This window comes from Kitasatospora sp. NPDC088264 (assembly GCF_040685715.1).
Classification (GTDB): Bacteria; Actinomycetota; Actinomycetes; order Streptomycetales; family Streptomycetaceae; genus Kitasatospora.
Map to the genome: position 1 here is coordinate 48306 of NZ_JBFBIR010000049.1, position 17142 is coordinate 65447.

Consider the following 17142-nt stretch of genomic DNA (forward strand, 5'->3'; position numbering starts at 1 on the left):
CGCAGGGGCACTCAAAGACATTCGGGGGCAAAAATGAGCCCCGCCGGCGATCGGCACGGTACGCCTGGGGGGCGAAATTTGGCCCCGCCTCAGCGGCCAACCACCCGCCCGTGGGGCAAACTCTTGCCCCACGGGCACAGAACGTCGGTCAGGCCGACCTCCCGCATCAGCCGCCGCAGCCGGGGCGGCGATCCAGGGGCAGCCGGCCACCACGGGGCTCCTCGACCAACCCCCGGAAGTTGGAGGGCAAAGATTTGCCCCTCAACTCATGACAGAGAACCTGCCCGCGGCTGCCCCGGATGGGGATCAGCTGCGGTGGCCTTCCGCTCGGGCTGAAGGGCGGACCGCCGGCGGGCGAAACTTGGCCCGTCGGCGGTGAGGGTGGCGGTCACGCCGGCAGCGTGCTGCGCATCAGGGCGGCGAGGGTGCGCCCTTGGGGGTAGAGGAGTGCGGCCGGGGGGAGGGCGGCGGGGGCGCCGGCGTGGAGCACGGTGATGGTACCGGCGCCGGTACGGGTGGGGTCGGTGACGCGGCGCAGGGCCTGGGCGGCGACGGCGTCGGCGGAGCCGTGCAGGGTGAGCGCCGGGGAGGCGGTGGGGGCGACGGCGGCACGGATGCGGTCGTCGACCAGTTCGTAGTGCGTGCAGCCGAGGACGATCGCCGCGGTGCCGGCGGGGGTGCGGGCGGCGGCGTCGGCGATGGCGTCGGTGATGCCGGCGTCGTCGCCGTGTTCGATGGCGTCGGCGAGGCCGGGGCAGGCGACCTCGGTCACGTCCGCGGTGCCGCCGAAGTCGCGGATCAGGCCGCGCTGGTAGGCGCTGCCGGTGGTGGCCGGGGTGGCCCAGATGGCGACGGAGCCGCCGAGGGCGGCGGCGGGCTTGATCGCCGGGACGGTGCCGACGACGGGCAGCCCGGGTTCGAGTTCGGCCCGGAGGGTGGCGAGCGCGTGCACGGAGGCGGTGTTGCAGGCGATGACCAGCGCGTCCGGTTCGAGCTCCGCGGCGGCGAGCGAGCAGCCTCGGGCGAGGTCGGTGACCTCCTCGGGCGTGCGCGGCCCCCAGGGCATCGAGGCCGGGTCGGAGGAGAGCACCAGATCGACGTCCGGGCGCAGCTTCCGAAGGGCGGCGGCGGCGGCCAGCAGGCCGATTCCGGAGTCCATCAGTGCGATCTTCACGGGGCAAGACTTTAGTCGATCCGCCCGATCCGGCCGGTTCTGCGGCAAACTGCGGGAGTGACCGTCCTGTTGTGGATCGCCGCGTTCTCCCTGCTGGTCTGGCTCTGGTTGGCGTGCTGCCACGGGCTGTTCTGGCGCACCGACGTACGGCTTCCGCCGCGCCGTCCGCCGGTGCGCTGGCCGCGGGCGGTGGTGGTGGTGCCGGCCCGGGACGAGGCGCAGGTGCTGCCGGTGAGCCTGCCGACGCTGCTGGCGCAGAAGTACCCGGGGCGGGCGCGGGTGATCCTGGTGGACGACCACAGTTCGGACGGCACGGGCGCGGTGGCGGCGGAGCTGCGGACGATGGACGGGCTGGAGCTGACCGTCACGACTCCTCCCCCGCTGCCCCCGGGGTGGACGGGCAAGTTGTGGGCGCTGCGGCACGGGGTGGAGCTGGCCGGTCCGGACGTCGAGTACCTGCTGCTGACGGACGCGGACATCGCGCACGGGCCGGACTCGCTGGCGGAGCTGGTGGCCGCGGCGGAGAGCAACGGGCTGGACCTGGTGTCGCAGATGGCCCGGCTGCGGGTGGAGACCGGCTGGGAGCGGCTGATCGTGCCGGCCTTCGTCTACTTCTTCGCGCAGCTGTACCCGTTCCGCCGGAGCAACCGGCCCGGTGGGCGGACGGCGGCCGCGGCGGGCGGCTGCTCGCTGGTGCGGCGGGAGGCGCTGGAGCGGGCCGGCGGGGTGGCCGCGATCCGGGGCGCGGTGATCGACGACGTGTCGCTGGCGCGGGCGGTGAAGTCCTCGGGCGGGCGGACCTGGCTGGGGCTGGCCGGGGCGGTGGACAGCGTCCGGCCGTACCCGCGGCTGGAGCAGTTGTGGCGGATGGTGTCGCGCAGCGCGTACGCCCAGTTGCGGCATTCGCCGCTGCTGCTGCTCGGGACGGTGCTGGGGCTGGGGCTGGTGTACCTGGTGCCGCCGGTGGCCGCGGCGGCCGGGCTGGTCGCGGGGGCGCCGGCGGTGGCGGTGGCGGGCGGGGCGGCCTGGGCGCTGATGGCGGGCACCTACCTGCCGATGGTGCGGTACTACCGGCAGCCGGCGCCGGCCGTGCTGCTGCTGCCCTTCACGGCGGGGCTGTACCTGCTGATGACGGTGGACTCGGCGGTGCAGCACTGGCGGGGCCGGGGCGCGGCGTGGAAGGGCCGGACGTACTCACGGGCCTGAGCGTGCCGGGGCCCGAATTCGCGGGCGCGGCAGTCCGGTCGGCTCCATACTGCTCGGATGGACCGTCAGAGGATCTCCCGTCTCGCCCATGCCCACCACCCGATCGCGGCGCCGCTGACGGACGAGTCGGTGGCCCTGCTGCTGGAGCGCGCGACCGCCGGAGCGGCGGACGGCCGGGCGCTGGACCTCGGCTGCGGCGAGGGGGCGTGGCTGGTCCGGGCGCTGGCGGCGCGTCCGCGCTGGCGGGCGGTGGGGGTGGATCTGGACGCGGCGGCGCTGACCCGGGCCAGGGAGGCGGCGACCGCGCTCGGCGTGGTGCGCCGGATCGGCCTGCACCACGTGGACGCACGGCAGTTCAGCTCGGTCGAGCCCTTCGACCTGGTGCTGTGCGTGGGTGCCACCCACGCCTTCGGCGGGCTGCTGCCGACGCTGGCGGCGGCCCGCGAGCACCTGGCCCCGGGCGGGCGGGTGCTGGTCGGCGAGGGCTTCTGGGAGCGGGAGCCGTCCCGGGCGGCCCTGGACGGGCTGGGCGCGGCCCAGGACGACTACGCGGACCTGGCGACCACCACCGACCGGGTGCTGGCGGACGGCTGGACACCGGTGTCCGGGTACGTGAGCAGCCGGCAGGAGTGGGACGACTACGAGTTCGCGTGGACGGGCACGCTGGCCGAGTGGGCGCTGGAGCACCCGGACGACCCCGACGCGGCGGCCGCCCGGGAGGCCGCGGACCGGCACCGGCGGGAGTGGCTGCACGGCTACCGGGGGACGCTCGGCTTCGTGACGTACCTGCTGCGCCGGGACTGACCGCCCGGCGGAGCGGGCCGCCGGAGGGCTGTTCGGTCCCGGCCCGCGGCGGGCTCAGTGCCCGCGCAACTGCTCCTGCTGGACCAGGTAGTCCAGCACCTCGGGCATCGCCTCGACGCCGCCGGCCTTGCTCGGCGAAGTCCGGTACTCGCCCTGGACGACCACCGTCGGCAGCTCGTTGACGCCGTAGCGGACGAACTCGACGGCGGCCTCGTCGACCGACCGCGCCACCTCGTCGGAGCGGTACGTCCGGCGGAAGAGCTGCGCGTCCACGCCGTGGCGCACCGCCCAGTCGGTGGCGGTGGCCTCGGTGGTGAGGTCGGTCTGGTCGGTGTGCACCGAGCGGAAGACGCTGCTCTGCAGGCGCTCGACCAGGCCCAGGCGCTCGAGCGTGTAGTACAGGCGCGCGTGGCCGCGCTGGGCGCCCTCGTCCGGGCTGCCCGGCCAGATCGCCGGGACGCGCCGCAGGGCGACGTCCGCGCGGTGCTTCTCGGCCCAGGCCTGCAAGGGCTGTTCGAGCTGCTGGGAGTGGACGCAGTCGTACCAGAAGAACTCGGCCGCCTCCGTGCGGACGCTCTCGCGCACCGGCTGCGGATGGTCGAGCTTGACGAACTGGGATCCCTCGGAGGGGGGTTGGTGACTCACCGCGCCGGCCTGGAGGGGGGATACGGCGATCCCGGCGGCGATGGCGAACAGGACGGTGGACCGCAGCAGCGACTTCGAGTTCACACCGGGCAGTGTGCTGGCGGCGGTTCGTTACCGTCGAGTTCGGCCGGGCGCGCTGGCCCGGATTCGCCCGATCGGCCCAGCCCGACGCCCAGCCCGGCGCCCGGCCCGGCGCGCGACTCGACGCCCGGCCCGGCCCGCCGCCGCGGGTCTGTCACGGACCGGTGCGCACCCCCGGGCCACCCCCCGCCCACACCTCGGCGACCAGCCCCTGCCAGGCGTCCACCACGGCGCCGAGCTCGAAGTGCTCCAACGCGTGCGCCCGGGCGGCCGCGCCGAGGCCCGCACGGTTGCACGCCAGCACCTTGGCCAGCGCCTCGGCGAGGGCGAGCGGGTCCCCGGGGGCGACGAGCGCGCCGGTGGCACCGTCCCGGACCACCTCGCGCACCCACCCGACGTCGGTGGCGACGGCGGGCACGCCGGCCAGCGCGGCCTCGATCAGCGCGCCGGGCACGCCCTCGCTGTCGCTGGTGAGCAGCAGCGCGTCGGCGGCCCGGTAGAGCGGCGCCGGGTCGGGCAGGGCGCCGAGAAAGTGAGCGCGGGCGGCGGCCGGGTGGCGGGCCAGCGTCTCGCGCAGCGGGCCGTCCCCGGCGATGGCCAGCCGGACGTCCGGCAGCCGGTCCAGGACGTCGAGGGCGAGGTCGAGCCGCTTCTCCGGGGAGATCGCGCCGATCCAGGCGACCAGCAGGACGTCGGCGGGCAGGCCGAGCGCGTGCCGGGCGGCGCGCCGGTCGGCCCGGCCGTCGGCGGGCGGATAGCTCTCGGCGGCCCGGGAGTTGGAGATCACGTGGACCTTGCCGTCGGGCAGCCGGAACTGCCCCTCCAGGACGGCGCGGGCCTCGTCGGTGAGCGTGGTGACGGCTGCCGCGCGGTGCATCAGCGCGCCGCCGCGCACCCGGCGCAGCCGGTTCGCCGTCCAGTAGCGGGGGTGGCCGACGGAGACGTAGACGAAGGGGGTGCGGGTGCCGGCCAGGGCGAGGGCGCAGGCCGCCAGGGTGTCGGAGCCGTGGGCGAGGACCACGTCGGCGCCGCGGGCGGCCGCGCGCAGCGCCCGCAGGGTGCCGGGGCGCAGACGGCCGGAGCCGAGGACGGCGGCGCGTAAGTCCTCCTCGTCGGCGCAGGCGCCGGGGTGCGGGTCGGGCTGCCGGTCGAGCCCGTCGGGGCGGGCGCCCGGACCGGCGCCGGCGCGAACTCCGGTGCGGTCCGCGGCGCGGGGCCCGGGGAGGGCGGGCCCGGCGGCCGGGTGCGGGGCGAGGGCGCACAGCGCGGAGGCCTGGCCCCGGCGGCGCAGTTCCCGGTGGAGGTCACGGGCGAAGTTCTGGGCGCCGCCGCGGCGTGGATCACTGATCAGGTGCAGGACGCGGGGACGGGTTCCGGCCGGGTCGGCCGACGTATGGTCGGGCATGGACCGACCTTGGCACAGCGCCCCGCGCCGTACAGCCCCTTCGCGCAACCTGGTGGTGGCCCGTGCGCCCGCGTGAATACACCTGATGTGCGCTGCTCGACTGCGGCCGTGCGCCGGTTGCTCCCGTCGTGCGCCCTGTTCCGCCCCCTCTCGCCCTGCCTCGCCCCGCCTCGCCTCGCCGCACCCCGGCGTCCGACCCCGGCCGCCGTACGGCTGGCGGGCCTGACGGCCACCTGCGATGCTGATCACCAGTCAGGGGGCGTCCGGCACGGGAGAACGGACGCGCCCGCAGCGGGCGGGGGTGGCCGGTGCAGGTGCTTCTGGTGGTCGACAGTGTGAACCGGGCCGGCGGGGCGGAGCGCGCCCTGGTCTCGATGGCTCCCCAACTGGTGCGCGCCGGCGTCACGTTGGACGTCGCCTACCTCTACGACTCCCCCGGCGGCTGGCAGCCAGAGCTGACCGCGGCGGGCGCCGCCGTGTTCGGCGTCGGCCGACCGACCGGGGCCGCCACCGCCGCCGCGCTGCGCCGGCTGATCCGCGAACGCCGGCCCGATCTCGTCCACACCGCCCGCCACGCCTCGGACGTGCTCGGCCGGGCCGCCGCCCTGGCCGCCCGCACCCCGGTGGTTTCCAGCCTGCTCGACCCCGCGTACGGACCGGAGCAGTCGGCGGCGCACGGGGCGAGCCCCTGGCGGATGCGCACCGCGCAGGCCCTGGACGCGGCCACCGCCCAGGGCGCCCGCCGCTTCCACGCGCTCACCCGGCACGTGGCCGGCACGATGGCGCGGCGGCTGCGCATCCCCCGGCGGCGGATCGACGTGGTGCCGCGCGGGCTCGACCCGGAGCTGCTGGGCACGGCCACCCCGGAGCGGCGGGCCGCCGTGCGCGGTGCCCTGGAGCTGGCGCAGGACGTGCCGGTGGTGCTGGCCGCCGCCGGCCAGCACCACCGGAAGGGCCTGGACGTGCTGTTGGCGGCCTGGCCGGCGGTCCGGCGCGCGCAGCCGGGGGCCGTCCTGCTGCTCGCCGGCGCGGCGGGCCCGGAGAGCGCACGGCTGCGGGCGCTCGCCGAGTCCGCCGGGAGCGTCCGCCTGCTCGGGCCGCGCGAGGACGTGGCCGATCTGATGGCCGCTGCCGACGTGCTCGCCGTGCCGTCCCGCTGGGCGGGCCAGGGCGGCACGGCGATCGAGGCGATGGGCGTCGGGGTGCCGCTGGTCTGCGCGGACGTGCCGGCGTTGCGCGAGACGGTCGGCTCGGAGGACTACGCCCGGCTGGTGGCACCGGAGCGGCCGGCCGAACTGGCGGCGGCGGTCGTCGACACGCTGGACGACCGGGCGGCGGCGCGGGTGCGGGCGAAGGCCGCGCGGGCGCGGTTCCTGGCCTCGTTCACGCTGTCCCAGGTGTCCGCGCACATGGTCGAGTTCTACGAGCGCGCGCTGCGGGTGCGGCCGCTCTGACCCCTCCGGCCCGGCGGCGGCCGGATCGACCCGTACGCGGAGCGCCCGGGCTCCGCCCGGAACCGGCCGGCGAGTCCTGCGGCCCGTTACGCGGATCGGGTGAACGCGGTTGGACCTCGGCCCGGCCCGGTCGGCAGGATGTCCGGCCGGGGCGCCCGTCACGCTGCCTCATCTCCCCCTTCCCCGTACGGATTTGGAGTCACCCGGTGTTCAAGGGATTCCGCAGCTTCCTGCTGCGCGGCAACGTGGTGGACCTCGCAGTCGGCATCGTGATCGGCGCGGCCTTCACCGCCGTGGTCACCGGGTTCGTCACCGCCTTCCTCACCCCGCTCATCGGGGTCGCCACCGGCGCCGTCGGCGACTTCACCCAGAAGACCTTCGAGGTGGCCGGCGCCCGGTTCCCGTACGGGGTCTTCGTCAACGCGCTGATCGGGTTCGTGCTGGTCGCCGCGGTGATCTACTTCGCCGTGGTGCTGCCGGTCGGCAAGCTGCAGGCGCGCTTCGAGTCGGCCAAGCCGGCGCCGGTCGTGAAGGTCGACTGCCCGGAGTGCCTGAGCCCGATTCCGGCCGCGGCGACCCGCTGCTCCTTCTGCACCTCGGAGGTCTCGGGCCGGCCGGGTCTCCCGGCGCAGGCGCAGGCGTTGCAGGCGAGCTGACCACGGGCCCGAGGCCGCTGACGGGGACTTTATTCCCGAAACATTCACGAGCCCTCGTCGGACCGTCGGCGGGGGCTCGAATGCGCCGGCGCACGCCCTGTCCGCAAAAGTTTCTCCGGCGGGCCCCGAACCGTCCACCGCCCGGTCACCGCAAGGGTTCGCCGCGCCGCCGTCCGGGTACTGTTCGATCACTGACGGCACGCCAAGGTTGTCCGGAACTGAACGCCGGTATGTCCGTTCTTCCTACTTTCGAAACCTTTGCGCGAGCGAAGACTGTGTAAACAGTCGAACTGCTCCCCCTCCCGCTCTCCTCAGCAGGCGCGTTGTGGGCTTACCGTATGCCCCATGACCTCGCCCCGCTCCTACGACGGAGTCGGCTACCCCTCTCCGTCCTTCTCCTCCGGCACGCCGATCTACGACAGCCTCGTGGCTGAGCGCGGCGTCCCCCAGATCGCACCCATCAACGTGCCGGCGGCCCTGCCGCCGGCCATGTCGTCCGGTTACGGGGCCGGCGCCGGCCCGTCCTACGAGAACCGGTACGGCAACGGGTACGAGAGCGCCGGCAGCAACCTCCCCGCGCTGCCGCCCGCCCGCCTCGCCCTGGGCCCCGGCCCGAGCAGCGGCCCCTCCGCCGGTCCCGCCACGGCGTACATCCCCGCGCAGCCGGCGCCGGCGTACGCCTCCGCGCCCCAGCCGCCCGTCCCCGGCTACGGCGCCCCCCAGCAGTACCAGCGGCCGCAGCCCGCCGCACCGGCCTTCGCGCAGACCGCCAGCGGCGGCTACCAGCCGACCGGCGGCCAGAGCTTCGGCGGCCAGAACACCTTCATCGGCGGCCAGGGCGGCCAGCAGTCCTTCGGCGCGCAGCCGATCGGCGGTCCGGGCGCGTTCGGCCCCGGGCAGCCGGGCGGCCAGCCGCAGGCCGGTCCGCAGAGCTTCGGCGGCCAGCAGTCCTTCGGCGGCCCCGGCCCGGCCGGCCCCGGCTTCCAGGGCCAGGGCGGTGACCAGGGCTTCGGCGGCGCCCAGCTGCGCCCGGCCATGGCGCCGGTCCGCCCGATGCAGCCGCAGCGCCCGGGCCCGTACGGCGAGCCCGGCAACAGCGCCTACAACGCGGGGGGCCAGCAGGGCGGCTACCAGCAGCAGGGCCAGGGCTACTGAGCCACTGACCTCCAGGGCCGGACCCCACCCGGCCCGCACCCGCACCACCTGAGCACCACCCGGCGCGCTCCCCGCGCCGGGCGTACGGAGAAACGGGTCATCCACGGACCGCCCGGAACGCCCCCCACGGCGTCCCGGGCGGTCCGTGCGCGTACGGGGCTCCTGCGGACCGCCGGGAACCGGCTGGCAGGATGGGGGGATGCAGCTCACCGGACTCCACGTCTACCCCGTCAAGTCCATGTACCGCCTGAGCCCGGACACCGCCGCCGTCGAACCCTGGGGCCTGGCCGGAGACCGCCGCTGGATGCTCGCCGACGCCACCGGACGCTTCGTCAGCCAGCGCGAGAACGCCGCCCTCGGCCAGATCAGGCCCGACCTGCTGCCCGACGGCGCGCTCTCCCTCACCGCCCCCGGCGGCTCCCGGATCGAGGTCCCCGCGCCCGCCGTCGCGGCCGGCGACCCGCTCGCCGAGGTCGAGGTCTGGGGCACCCGCTTCCGCGCCGCCGAGGCCGCCAAGGAGGTGCACCGGTGGATCGTCGAACACCTCGGCGACTACCGCCTGGTCCACCTGGACGACCCGCACGCCCGGCCGGCCGACCCCGACTACGCCGAGCCCGGCACCACCGTCTCGATGGCCGACGGCTTCCCCCTGCTGCTCACCACCACCGCCTCGCTGGAGCGGCTCAACGAGCTGATCGCCGCCGAGCACCCCGACGGCCACGAGCCGCTGCCGATGGAGCGCTTCCGCCCCAACGCCGTGGTGGGCGGCGCCGAGCCGTGGGCCGAGGACGGCTGGCGCCGGATCCGGATCGGCGACCTCACCTTCAAGGTGGTCAAGCCCTGCGGCCGCTGCGTCATCACCACCACCGACCAGGAGAGCGGCGAGCGGCGCGGCCCCGAACCGCTGCGCACCCTGGCCCGGCACCACCGGCTGCTGAAGAAGGCCGCGTTCGGGCAGAACCTGATCCCGGAACGGCCGGCCGGCACCACCGGCGACGTGCTCGGCACGCTGCGCGTCGGCGACCGGGTCGAGGTGCTGGAGGACGGGGCGCAGTGGCCCGCCGACGCGCGGGGGTGAACCGGCGGCGCGCCGGTTCACCGGCTCCCCCGGCCGCCCCCGCGGCGCGACCCCGGCTCGGAACCACGGGTGTGCGCGCTCGTTGAACATGTGGTCGGAACCTGTGGCGAAGGCGCGAGCCCCCGGTGCCCGCGCGACCGCGGCCGACCGGACCACCCATGGAGGCGCGCTACGGTGGGCGGGCGGCCCGCGCGTACGGCCCGTTGAACGCCGGCTCGACGAAGGTGGGGACGACAGACCGTCATGGCAGAGCACAGGGTCCGGGTCACCCAGGACAGCGCATCCCGCTGGCGCCGCCGCGCAGGCGAGTACGACACCCTCGCGGAGGCCCTCGCGGCCGCCGAACCGGGCGACACCGTGACCGTCCGGCCGGGGACGTTCCGGGAGAACGTGCTGCTGGACAAGCCCGTGACGATCGTCCCGGCCCAGGGCCCGGGCACCGTCCGAATCGACCCGCCGTCCGGAGTGGCGCTGACCGTCACCGCCGACGCCACCGTCCGCGACCTCGTCGTCGAAGGCGGCGACAGCTCCACCCCGGCCGTCCTGATCACCGGGCCGCAGACCGCGCCCGCGCTCAGCGGCTGCCGGATCGAGACCCGCTCCGCCACCGGCATCGAGATCACCGACGGCGCCCGGCCCACCCTGCGCGGCTGCGTCGTGGCCAACCCGGCCGGACTCGGGCTGCGCCTGCGCGGCCCCGGCACCGCCGCCGCCCTGGAGGACTGCGAGGTCGCCGCCGCCGGGCAGGCCGGACTCGCCGTCCTCGGCGGCGCCACCGCCGCCCTCGACCGCTGCCGGATCCACCACGCCGCCGGCGCCGGCGTCCTGCTCTCCGACCCTGGCAGCGCCGCCGAACTGACCGGCTGCGAGATCTACGAGATCCGCGGCAGCGGCGTCCAGGCCGAGTCGCAGGCCCGCGGGCGGCTCGTCGACTGCGAGATCCACCGGGTCACCGGCAACGGGCTGACCCTGGACGGCGAGGCCGAACTCGTCCTCACCGGCTGCCGGGTGCACGACCTGCCGGAGAACGGCGCCGACCTGCGCGGCCGCTCCCGGCTCAGCCTCGACCACAGCACCGTCCGGGACTTCGGGCGCGGGGCGCTCTCGGTCTGGGACCAGGGCACCGAGGCCGTCGCCGAGTCCTGCCAGATCCACAGCTCCACCGGCGAGTACCCGGCGCTGTGGGTCAGCGACGGTGCCCGGCTCACCCTCACCGACTGCTCGCTGTACGACCTGCCGGACGCGCTGTTCGTCCTCGACCGGGACTCCGCCGCGATCGCCGCGGACTGCTCCTTCAGCCGGATCCGCAGCTCGGCGGTCTCGGTCAGCGGCGGCGCGGCGGTGACCCTCACCGGCTGCCGGGTCCAGGAGGCCGGCACCGGCCTGTGGTTCCGCGACCACGGCAGCGGCGGCCTGCTCACCGGCTGCGAGATCTCCGACGTGGCCACCGGGGTGATCGTCACCAAGGGCGCCGACCCGGTGCTGCGCGACTGCACCGTCCGGGCCAGCACCGACGCCGGCGTGTACGTCTCGGCGCAGGGGCGGGGCACCTTCGAGGACTGCCGGGTCTCGCACGGCAAGGGCTTCGGCTTCCACATCATCGACGGCTGCCGCACCCAGCTGACCCGCTGCCGGGCCGAACAGAACGAGCGGGCCGGCTTCGAGTTCTCCGAGCCCGGGCCGGTCGCCGAGGGCTGCACCTCGGACGACGTCGGACCGGCGGCCGGCGCGGCCGAGGTACCGGGCCCGCGGACCGCCCAACTGGCCTCCGCCACCGCCCCGTTGGCCGGGAGGGCCGGTGTGGGCGGGATGGCCGGCACCGCCGTCGCGACGTCCGCTGCGGCTGCCGCCACCTCGGCGATCGCCCCGATCCCGGACTGCCGGCCCGCCGACGAGGCGCTCGCCGAACTGGACGCACTGGTCGGGCTGGCCACCGTCAAGCAGGAGGTGCGCACGCTCATCGACCTGATCTCCGTCGGCAAGCGCCGCCGCCAGGCCGGGCTCAAGGCGCCCTCGCTGCGCCGGCACCTGGTGTTCACCGGCGCCCCCGGCACCGGCAAGACCACCGTCGCCCGGCTCTACGGCGAGATCCTCGCCTCGCTCGGGGTGCTCCAGCGCGGACACCTGGTCGAGGTGGCCCGGGTCGACCTGGTCGGCGAGCACGTCGGCTCCACCGCGATCCGCACCGCCGCGGCCTTCGACAGCGCGCGCGGCGGGGTGCTCTTCATCGACGAGGCGTACGCGCTCGCCCCCGAGGACGGCGCGCGCGACTTCGGGCGGGAGGCCATCGACACCCTGGTCAAGCTGATGGAGGACCACCGGGACGAAGTGGTCGTCATCGTGGCCGGCTACACCCTGGAGATGAAGCGCTTCCTCTCCGCCAACCCCGGTGTCTCGTCCCGCTTCTCACGCACCATCACCTTTCCCGACTACACGGCGGACGAGCTGCTGGAGATCGCCCGGGCCCAGTGCGCCGAGCACGAGTACGCGCTCGCGGAGGCGACCGAGGGCGTGCTGCTGGACCACTTCGCCCGGCTGGAGCGCGGCCCCAACTTCGGCAACGGGCGCACCGCACGGCAGGTCTTCGAGACCATGGTCGAGCGGCACGCGATGCGGGTCGCCCACCTCGCGGACCCGTCGACGGAGGAGCTCCAACTCCTCGTCCCGGCCGACCTGCCGGGCGCACCGCTGCCCTGACGCCGGGGACTCGGCGCCGTGGCGTCGGGCGGGCGGGCGACGACCTCGGCGCCGGGCGGGCGACGACCTCGGCGTCAGCCCGACCAGGCGCCGCCGGCGAGGAAGGACTCCAGCACGGCCCGGTACGGCGCGATGTCGATCCGCTCGCCGGCCAGCCAGTCGTCCGAGTAGTACTTGTCCAGGTAACGGTCGCCCGGGTCGCAGATCAGACCGACCACGCTGCCCCGCCGCCCCGCCGCCCGCATCTCGGCGACGATCTTCAGCGCGCTCCACAGCCCCGTCCCGGTGGACGCCCCCGCCTTCTTCCCGAGCACCTGCTCCAGCACCCGCACGGCGGCGACGGAGGCGGCGTCCGGCACCTTCATCATCCGGTCGATCGCCCCCGGGACGAAGCTCGGCTCCATCCGGGGCCGTCCGATGCCCTCGATCCGCGAGCCCCGCTCGCAGACGGCGTCCGGGTCGTGGTGCACCCAGCCGTCGAAGAAACAGGAGTTCTCCGGGTCGGCGACGCAGATCCGGGTGTCGTACTGCATGTAGTGCACGTACCGGGCGATGGTCGCCGAGGTGCCGCCCGTCCCGGCGGTGGCGACGATCCAGGCCGGCTCGGGGTGCGGCTCCAGGCGCAGCTGGGCGAAGACCGACTCGGCGATGTTGTTGTTGCCGCGCCAGTCGGTGGCCCGCTCGGCGTAGGTGAACTGGTCCATGTAGTGCCCGCCGGTGCTCTCGGCGAGCCGGGCGGAGGCCTCGTACACCTCGTCCGAGCGGTCGACCAGGTGGCACTCGCCGCCGTGGAACTCGATCAGGTCGATCTTGGCCTGGCTGGTGCTCTTGGCCATGACCGCGATGAACGGCACCCCGACGAGCTGCGCGAAGTACGCCTCCGAGACGGCGGTGGAGCCGCTGGAGGCCTCGATCACCGGCTTGCCGGGGCGGATCCAGCCGTTGCAGAGCCCGTGGAGGAAGAGCGAGCGGGCCAGGCGGTGCTTGAGCGAGCCGGTCGGGTGGGTGGACTCGTCCTTGAGGTAGAGGTCGATCCCCCACTCACCCGGCAGCGGGAAGCGCAGCAGGTGGGTGTCGGCGGAGCGGTTGGCGTCGGCCTGGACCTTGCGCACCGCCTCCTTGAGCCAGGCGCGGTACTGCGGGTCGGTCCGGTCGACGTCGACGGTCGGCTCGACGCCCGCAATCGGCTCGACGCCGACGGTCGGCTCGACGCCCGCGGTCGGCTCGATGCCGCCCGCTCCGCCGGACTGGGTCCCGCCGGGTTGGGTGCTCATGGCCACTCTCCCTCGTTACGACCCCCCACTGCTCACTACGAGTGTAGGAGAGTCACGATAAGTGACCGTTTTCGCAGTCCCAGCTTCCGCTTATCGCCCTGGTCCGACCTGTCGCCCCCCAGCCCGACGCCCGGCCCCGGAATCAGCCCGCCGTCACCGACTGCGGGTCCGCCAGGTACGGCCCCCAGCCCAGCTCCGCCGCACCCGCGAGTGCACCGTGCGCCAGCTCCGCGCCGACGATCGGCACCCGTCCGCTGCGCCCCCACAGGCTGCGCTCGGCGACCACCGCGCGCAGCCGCTCAGGCGCGGCCTCCAGCAGGTCGAGGTGGAGCCCGCTGAGGACCACCCGGTCCGGGTTGAGGATGTTGGCGACGCCCGCGAGTCCGAGCCCGAGCCGGTCGATGACGTGTTCCACGGCGGCCCGCGCGCGTTCGTCGGTGGCGGCCGCCCGGCACAGCTCGCGCGCCTGGTCGAGCAGCGGGCGCCCCGGTTCGGGGGTGAGCCCGGCGGCGGCGAACAGGGCGTCGGGGTCGGTCTCGGAGTTCAGGCAGCCCCGGTTGCCGCACGGGCAGAGCCGGCCCTGCGGGTCGACGGTGAGGTGGCCGACCTCCAGGGCCAGCCCGGCGCTGCCGGTGTGCAGGTGGCCGTCGATCACCAGCGCGCCGCCGACGCCGCGATGGCCGGAGGTGACGAGGAGCAGGTGCCGGGCGCCGCGCCCGGCACCGTGCCGGTACTCGGCGAGCGCGGCGAGGTTGGCGTCGTTGGCGAGGGCGGTGGGCAGCGGCCGACGGGCGCCCGGGCCGTGGTCGGCACGACCCACCTCGACGTCGTACAGGTCGGCGACCGGGGTGCCGCTGGGCCAGGCGAAGTGCAGGGCGGCGAGCGCGGCGCCGTCGGGTTCGGTGACCGGGTTGGGCAGGGCGAGCGCGGCGGCGAGGCAGCGCCGGCTGGTCGCGCGGGCGAGTTCGGCGCCCGCCTCGGCGACGGCGCGCAGCATCCGGACCGGGTCGGTGGCGGCGGGCAGCGGCAGGTGGACGGGCGGGTCGAGCAGCCCGCCGAGGCCGGCCAGGGTGACGCTCAGCCCGTCGGCGTGGATCTGCCCGGCGACCACGACCGGGCCTTGCGGGTCGATCGCCAGCCGGTGCGAGGGGCGTCCGCGTCCGCCGCCGGCCGGGCGCGAGTCGACGGTGATCAGCCCGAGCGCCTCCAGTTCGGCCGTGACGGCCCCGGCGGTGGCCCGGGTGACGTCCAGCGCGCGGGTGAGCGCCGAGCGGGTGGGCGTCTGTCCGGTGTGGATGAGCGAGAGCGCGGGGCCGAGCAGCGTCCGACCGCGATCGGGGGCCGCGCGGCGGTGGGCGTCGCGCTGCGCTTCGAGGTCGGTTCCGGAACCTGGTCGCGGACTTGAAGGTGAGAGCTGCACGCCCCTATTGTGACTTTGTGCCGCTTCGAAACAAAATCCGCCCGCGTCCTCGACCCGACCAGACCTCCCCCCAGTCTCGCAGCACACCCCCCGGAACGGACAGCCCCTGGGGCTCGGCACGGCTCGCGCTCACCGCGTTCTTCGCCGTCGACGGCTTCCTCTTCGCCGCCTGGGTGGTCCGCATCCCGGACATCCGCAGCCAGGTCAACGCCTCGCACAGCGCCCTCGGGCTGGCCCTGCTCTGCCTGTCGATCGGCGCCGTCCTCACCATGCCGCTCGTCGGGCGGCTGTGCCTGCGGTACGGCTCGCGCCCGGTGACCGTCGGCTCGCTCGCCCTGCTCAGCCTCGCCGTCCCGCTGCCCGCACACGCCCACTCGGTCGCCGCGCTCGGCGGCGTGCTGCTGCTCTTCGGCGCCGGCTACGGCGGCGCCAACGTCGCGATGAACAGCGCCGCCGTCGACCTGGTGGCGCAACTGCGACGGCCCGTCATGCCGAGCTTCCACGCCGGGTACAGCCTCGGCGGTCTGCTCGGCGCGGGCCTCGGCGGGCTCCTCGCCGGTGCGCTGAGCACCGCCTGGGCGCTCGCGCTCGGCGGTCTGCTCGGCCTCGCCGTCACCGCCGCCGCGGGCGTCGTCCTGCTGCGCAGCCCGGCCGCGCCGCTGGTCGCGCCCGGCCGCACGGGCGACGGCGGCACCACCGGCGACACCACGAGCGACCACGGCACCCGCACCACGGCCGGCCGCACCGCCCCGCACCTGCGGCTGCTCGTCCTGCTGCTCGGCCTCACCGCGCTGTGCACCGCGTACGGCGAGGGCGCGATCGCCGACTGGACCACCCTCCACCTCACCGACGACGTCCACGCCAGCCCCGGGACGGCCGCCGCCGGGTACGCCGCGTACGCCTTCGCCATGACCAGCGGAAGGGTCGGCGGCACCTGGCTGTCCATCCGGCTCGGCCAGACCCGGCTGATGCTGCTCGGCGGCCTGACCGCGGCGGCCGGCATGCTGGTCGCCGCCCTCGCCCCGGTGGTGCCGCTGGCCGTCTGCGGGTTCGTCCTGGCCGGCCTCGGCCTCGCCAACCTCTTCCCCCTCGCGATCGCCCGGGCCGGTGCGGCGGGCGGCCCGCAGGGCGTCGCGTTCGCCTCGACGCTCGGGTACGGCGGCATGCTGATCGGCCCGGTGGTGATCGGCTTCCTCGCCGACGCGGCGGGGCTGCCGATGGCCCTGACCACCGTCGCGGTGGCGGCCACGGCGGGGGCGCTCCTGCCGCTGGCCGTCCGTCGGCGCTGACGGGAGCGCCCGGGTCGTCGGCACGGCCGGTCCGACCGACCCCACCGCCGACGGCCCCAGGCGGCTCCCGACGCGGCCGCGCGCGGACGTGGTGGCAGGATGCGGGCCATGACGAGCAGCGGACGGATCCAGGTACTGCGGGCGGACGAGCGCCCGGCCATGGCGTGGCTCAACGGGGGCGGGGTGACCAGGGAGGTCGCCGGTTTCCCGGCCGGGGCCGGGCTGGACGCCTTCGACTGGCGGGTCAGCCTCGCGGACGTCGCGTCGGCCGGGCCGTTCTCGCCGTTCCCCGGCGTCGACCGGGTGATCACCCTGGTCGAGGGCCCCGGCATGACGCTCACCGTCGACGGCGCCGAGCACCTGGTCGACGAACCCTTCCGCCCCTTCGCCTTCTCCGGTGACGCCGTGACGGACTGTCGGCTGTCGGCCGGCCCGGTGGTCGACTTCAACGTGATGACCCGTCGCGGCCGGATCGACGCCGCCGTGGGCGTGCTGACCGCACCGGCCGCCGTGGACGTCCCGCCGGGGGCGACCGTCCTGCTGGTCTGCCTCACCGGTTCGGCCGCCGTCGACGGCGACGCGGTGCTGGAGCGCTACGACGCCGCCCTGCTGGAGGGGACCGGCCCGCGCGAGGTGCGGGTCCGGACCGGCGGGGTCACCGCCGTGGTCACGCTCCGCCCGTCGCGCTGACGCCGGGGAAGCGGGACGCACGGGCGCCCGGACACCGCGATTTTCAAACCTCAACCGAGGCTTGACCTGCGATCCAGGGGTCGTCACGGCGAGCAGACCTTCGGTCCCACATTT

13 protein-coding genes and 1 pseudogene are annotated in these 17142 nt (G+C 75.6%); 9 read left to right on the plus strand and 5 right to left on the minus strand.

Features of this window, described 5'->3' with window-relative positions; translation table 11 throughout:
* Positions 1–388: 388 nt before the first annotated feature.
* On the minus strand, positions 389–1174 hold the full coding sequence (locus AB0O82_RS29000; protein ID WP_363586872.1) for an aspartate/glutamate racemase family protein: 786 nt from the start codon (positions 1172–1174) through the stop codon (positions 389–391).
* 57 nt (positions 1175–1231) lie between these two features.
* On the opposite strand from AB0O82_RS29000, the gene AB0O82_RS29005 reads away from it, so the two are divergent.
* Positions 1232–2380 (plus strand): glycosyltransferase, encoded by a 1149-nt coding sequence (locus tag AB0O82_RS29005; RefSeq protein WP_363586873.1) that lies wholly within the window; start codon positions 1232–1234, stop codon positions 2378–2380.
* A gap of 57 nt (positions 2381–2437) precedes the next feature.
* Positions 2438–3184, plus strand: a complete 747-nt coding sequence (locus tag AB0O82_RS29010; protein ID WP_363586874.1) for a class I SAM-dependent methyltransferase — start codon at positions 2438–2440, stop codon at positions 3182–3184.
* 54 nt (positions 3185–3238) lie between these two features.
* Here the strand turns inward: AB0O82_RS29010 and AB0O82_RS29015 are convergent, their stop codons facing one another.
* On the minus strand, positions 3239–3913 hold the full coding sequence (locus AB0O82_RS29015) for a thiol:disulfide interchange protein DsbA/DsbL (RefSeq protein ID WP_363586875.1): 675 nt from the start codon (positions 3911–3913) through the stop codon (positions 3239–3241).
* A 151-nt stretch (positions 3914–4064) separates the two neighbouring features.
* Positions 4065–5315, minus strand: a complete 1251-nt coding sequence (locus AB0O82_RS29020; RefSeq protein WP_363586876.1) for a glycosyltransferase family 4 protein — start codon at positions 5313–5315, stop codon at positions 4065–4067.
* Positions 5316–5638: 323 nt separating this feature from the next.
* Between AB0O82_RS29020 and AB0O82_RS29025 the strand changes: the two genes are divergently transcribed.
* From AB0O82_RS29025 to AB0O82_RS29045, 5 genes and pseudogenes are all read left to right on the plus strand, one after another.
* The gene (locus AB0O82_RS29025; RefSeq protein WP_363586877.1) at positions 5639–6769 is read left to right on the plus strand and encodes a glycosyltransferase family 4 protein; all 1131 of its coding nucleotides are present in this window, start codon (positions 5639–5641) and stop codon (positions 6767–6769) included.
* Between the two features lie 206 nt (positions 6770–6975).
* Complete coding sequence (gene mscL / locus AB0O82_RS29030; RefSeq protein WP_363586878.1) at positions 6976–7425, plus strand: large conductance mechanosensitive channel protein MscL; 450 nt, start codon at positions 6976–6978, stop codon at positions 7423–7425.
* Between the two features lie 345 nt (positions 7426–7770).
* A pseudogene (locus AB0O82_RS29035) lies at positions 7771–8184 on the plus strand (DUF6643 family protein); the annotation flags it as partial.
* 595 nt (positions 8185–8779) lie between these two features.
* On the plus strand, positions 8780–9658 hold the full coding sequence (locus AB0O82_RS29040) for an MOSC N-terminal beta barrel domain-containing protein (RefSeq protein WP_363586879.1): 879 nt from the start codon (positions 8780–8782) through the stop codon (positions 9656–9658).
* A gap of 243 nt (positions 9659–9901) precedes the next feature.
* Positions 9902–12355, plus strand: a complete 2454-nt coding sequence (locus tag AB0O82_RS29045) for a right-handed parallel beta-helix repeat-containing protein (RefSeq protein ID WP_363586880.1) — start codon at positions 9902–9904, stop codon at positions 12353–12355.
* Positions 12356–12429: 74 nt separating this feature from the next.
* Here AB0O82_RS29045 and AB0O82_RS29050 read toward each other — a convergent pair whose 3' ends face one another.
* Both AB0O82_RS29050 and AB0O82_RS29055 read right to left on the minus strand, forming a co-directional pair.
* Positions 12430–13629, minus strand: a complete 1200-nt coding sequence (locus tag AB0O82_RS29050) for a PLP-dependent cysteine synthase family protein (RefSeq protein ID WP_363586881.1) — start codon at positions 13627–13629, stop codon at positions 12430–12432.
* Between the two features lie 142 nt (positions 13630–13771).
* Positions 13772–14950 (minus strand): ROK family protein, encoded by a 1179-nt coding sequence (locus AB0O82_RS29055; protein WP_350884287.1) that lies wholly within the window; start codon positions 14948–14950, stop codon positions 13772–13774.
* Between the two features lie 116 nt (positions 14951–15066).
* On the opposite strand from AB0O82_RS29055, the gene AB0O82_RS29060 reads away from it, so the two are divergent.
* A complete protein-coding gene (locus tag AB0O82_RS29060; RefSeq protein ID WP_363586882.1) occupies positions 15067–16338 on the plus strand; it encodes an MFS transporter in 1272 nt (423 codons plus the stop codon).
* A 108-nt stretch (positions 16339–16446) separates the two neighbouring features.
* A complete protein-coding gene (locus AB0O82_RS29065; protein WP_363586883.1) occupies positions 16447–17028 on the plus strand; it encodes a HutD family protein in 582 nt (193 codons plus the stop codon).
* The last annotated feature ends 114 nt before the right edge of the window (positions 17029–17142 follow it).

Coding starts and splice junctions, on each gene's coding strand:
- AB0O82_RS29065 (WP_363586883.1), top strand. CDS start 16,447: ATGACGAGCAGCGGACGGATCCAGGTACTGCGGGCGGACGAGCGCCCG.
- AB0O82_RS29010 (WP_363586874.1), top strand. CDS start 2,438: ATGGACCGTCAGAGGATCTCCCGTCTCGCCCATGCCCACCACCCGATC.
- AB0O82_RS29050 (WP_363586881.1), bottom strand. CDS start 13,629: ATGAGCACCCAACCCGGCGGGACCCAGTCCGGCGGAGCGGGCGGCATC.
- AB0O82_RS29020 (WP_363586876.1), bottom strand. CDS start 5,315: ATGCCCGACCATACGTCGGCCGACCCGGCCGGAACCCGTCCCCGCGTC.
- AB0O82_RS29045 (WP_363586880.1), top strand. CDS start 9,902: ATGGCAGAGCACAGGGTCCGGGTCACCCAGGACAGCGCATCCCGCTGG.
- AB0O82_RS29040 (WP_363586879.1), top strand. CDS start 8,780: ATGCAGCTCACCGGACTCCACGTCTACCCCGTCAAGTCCATGTACCGC.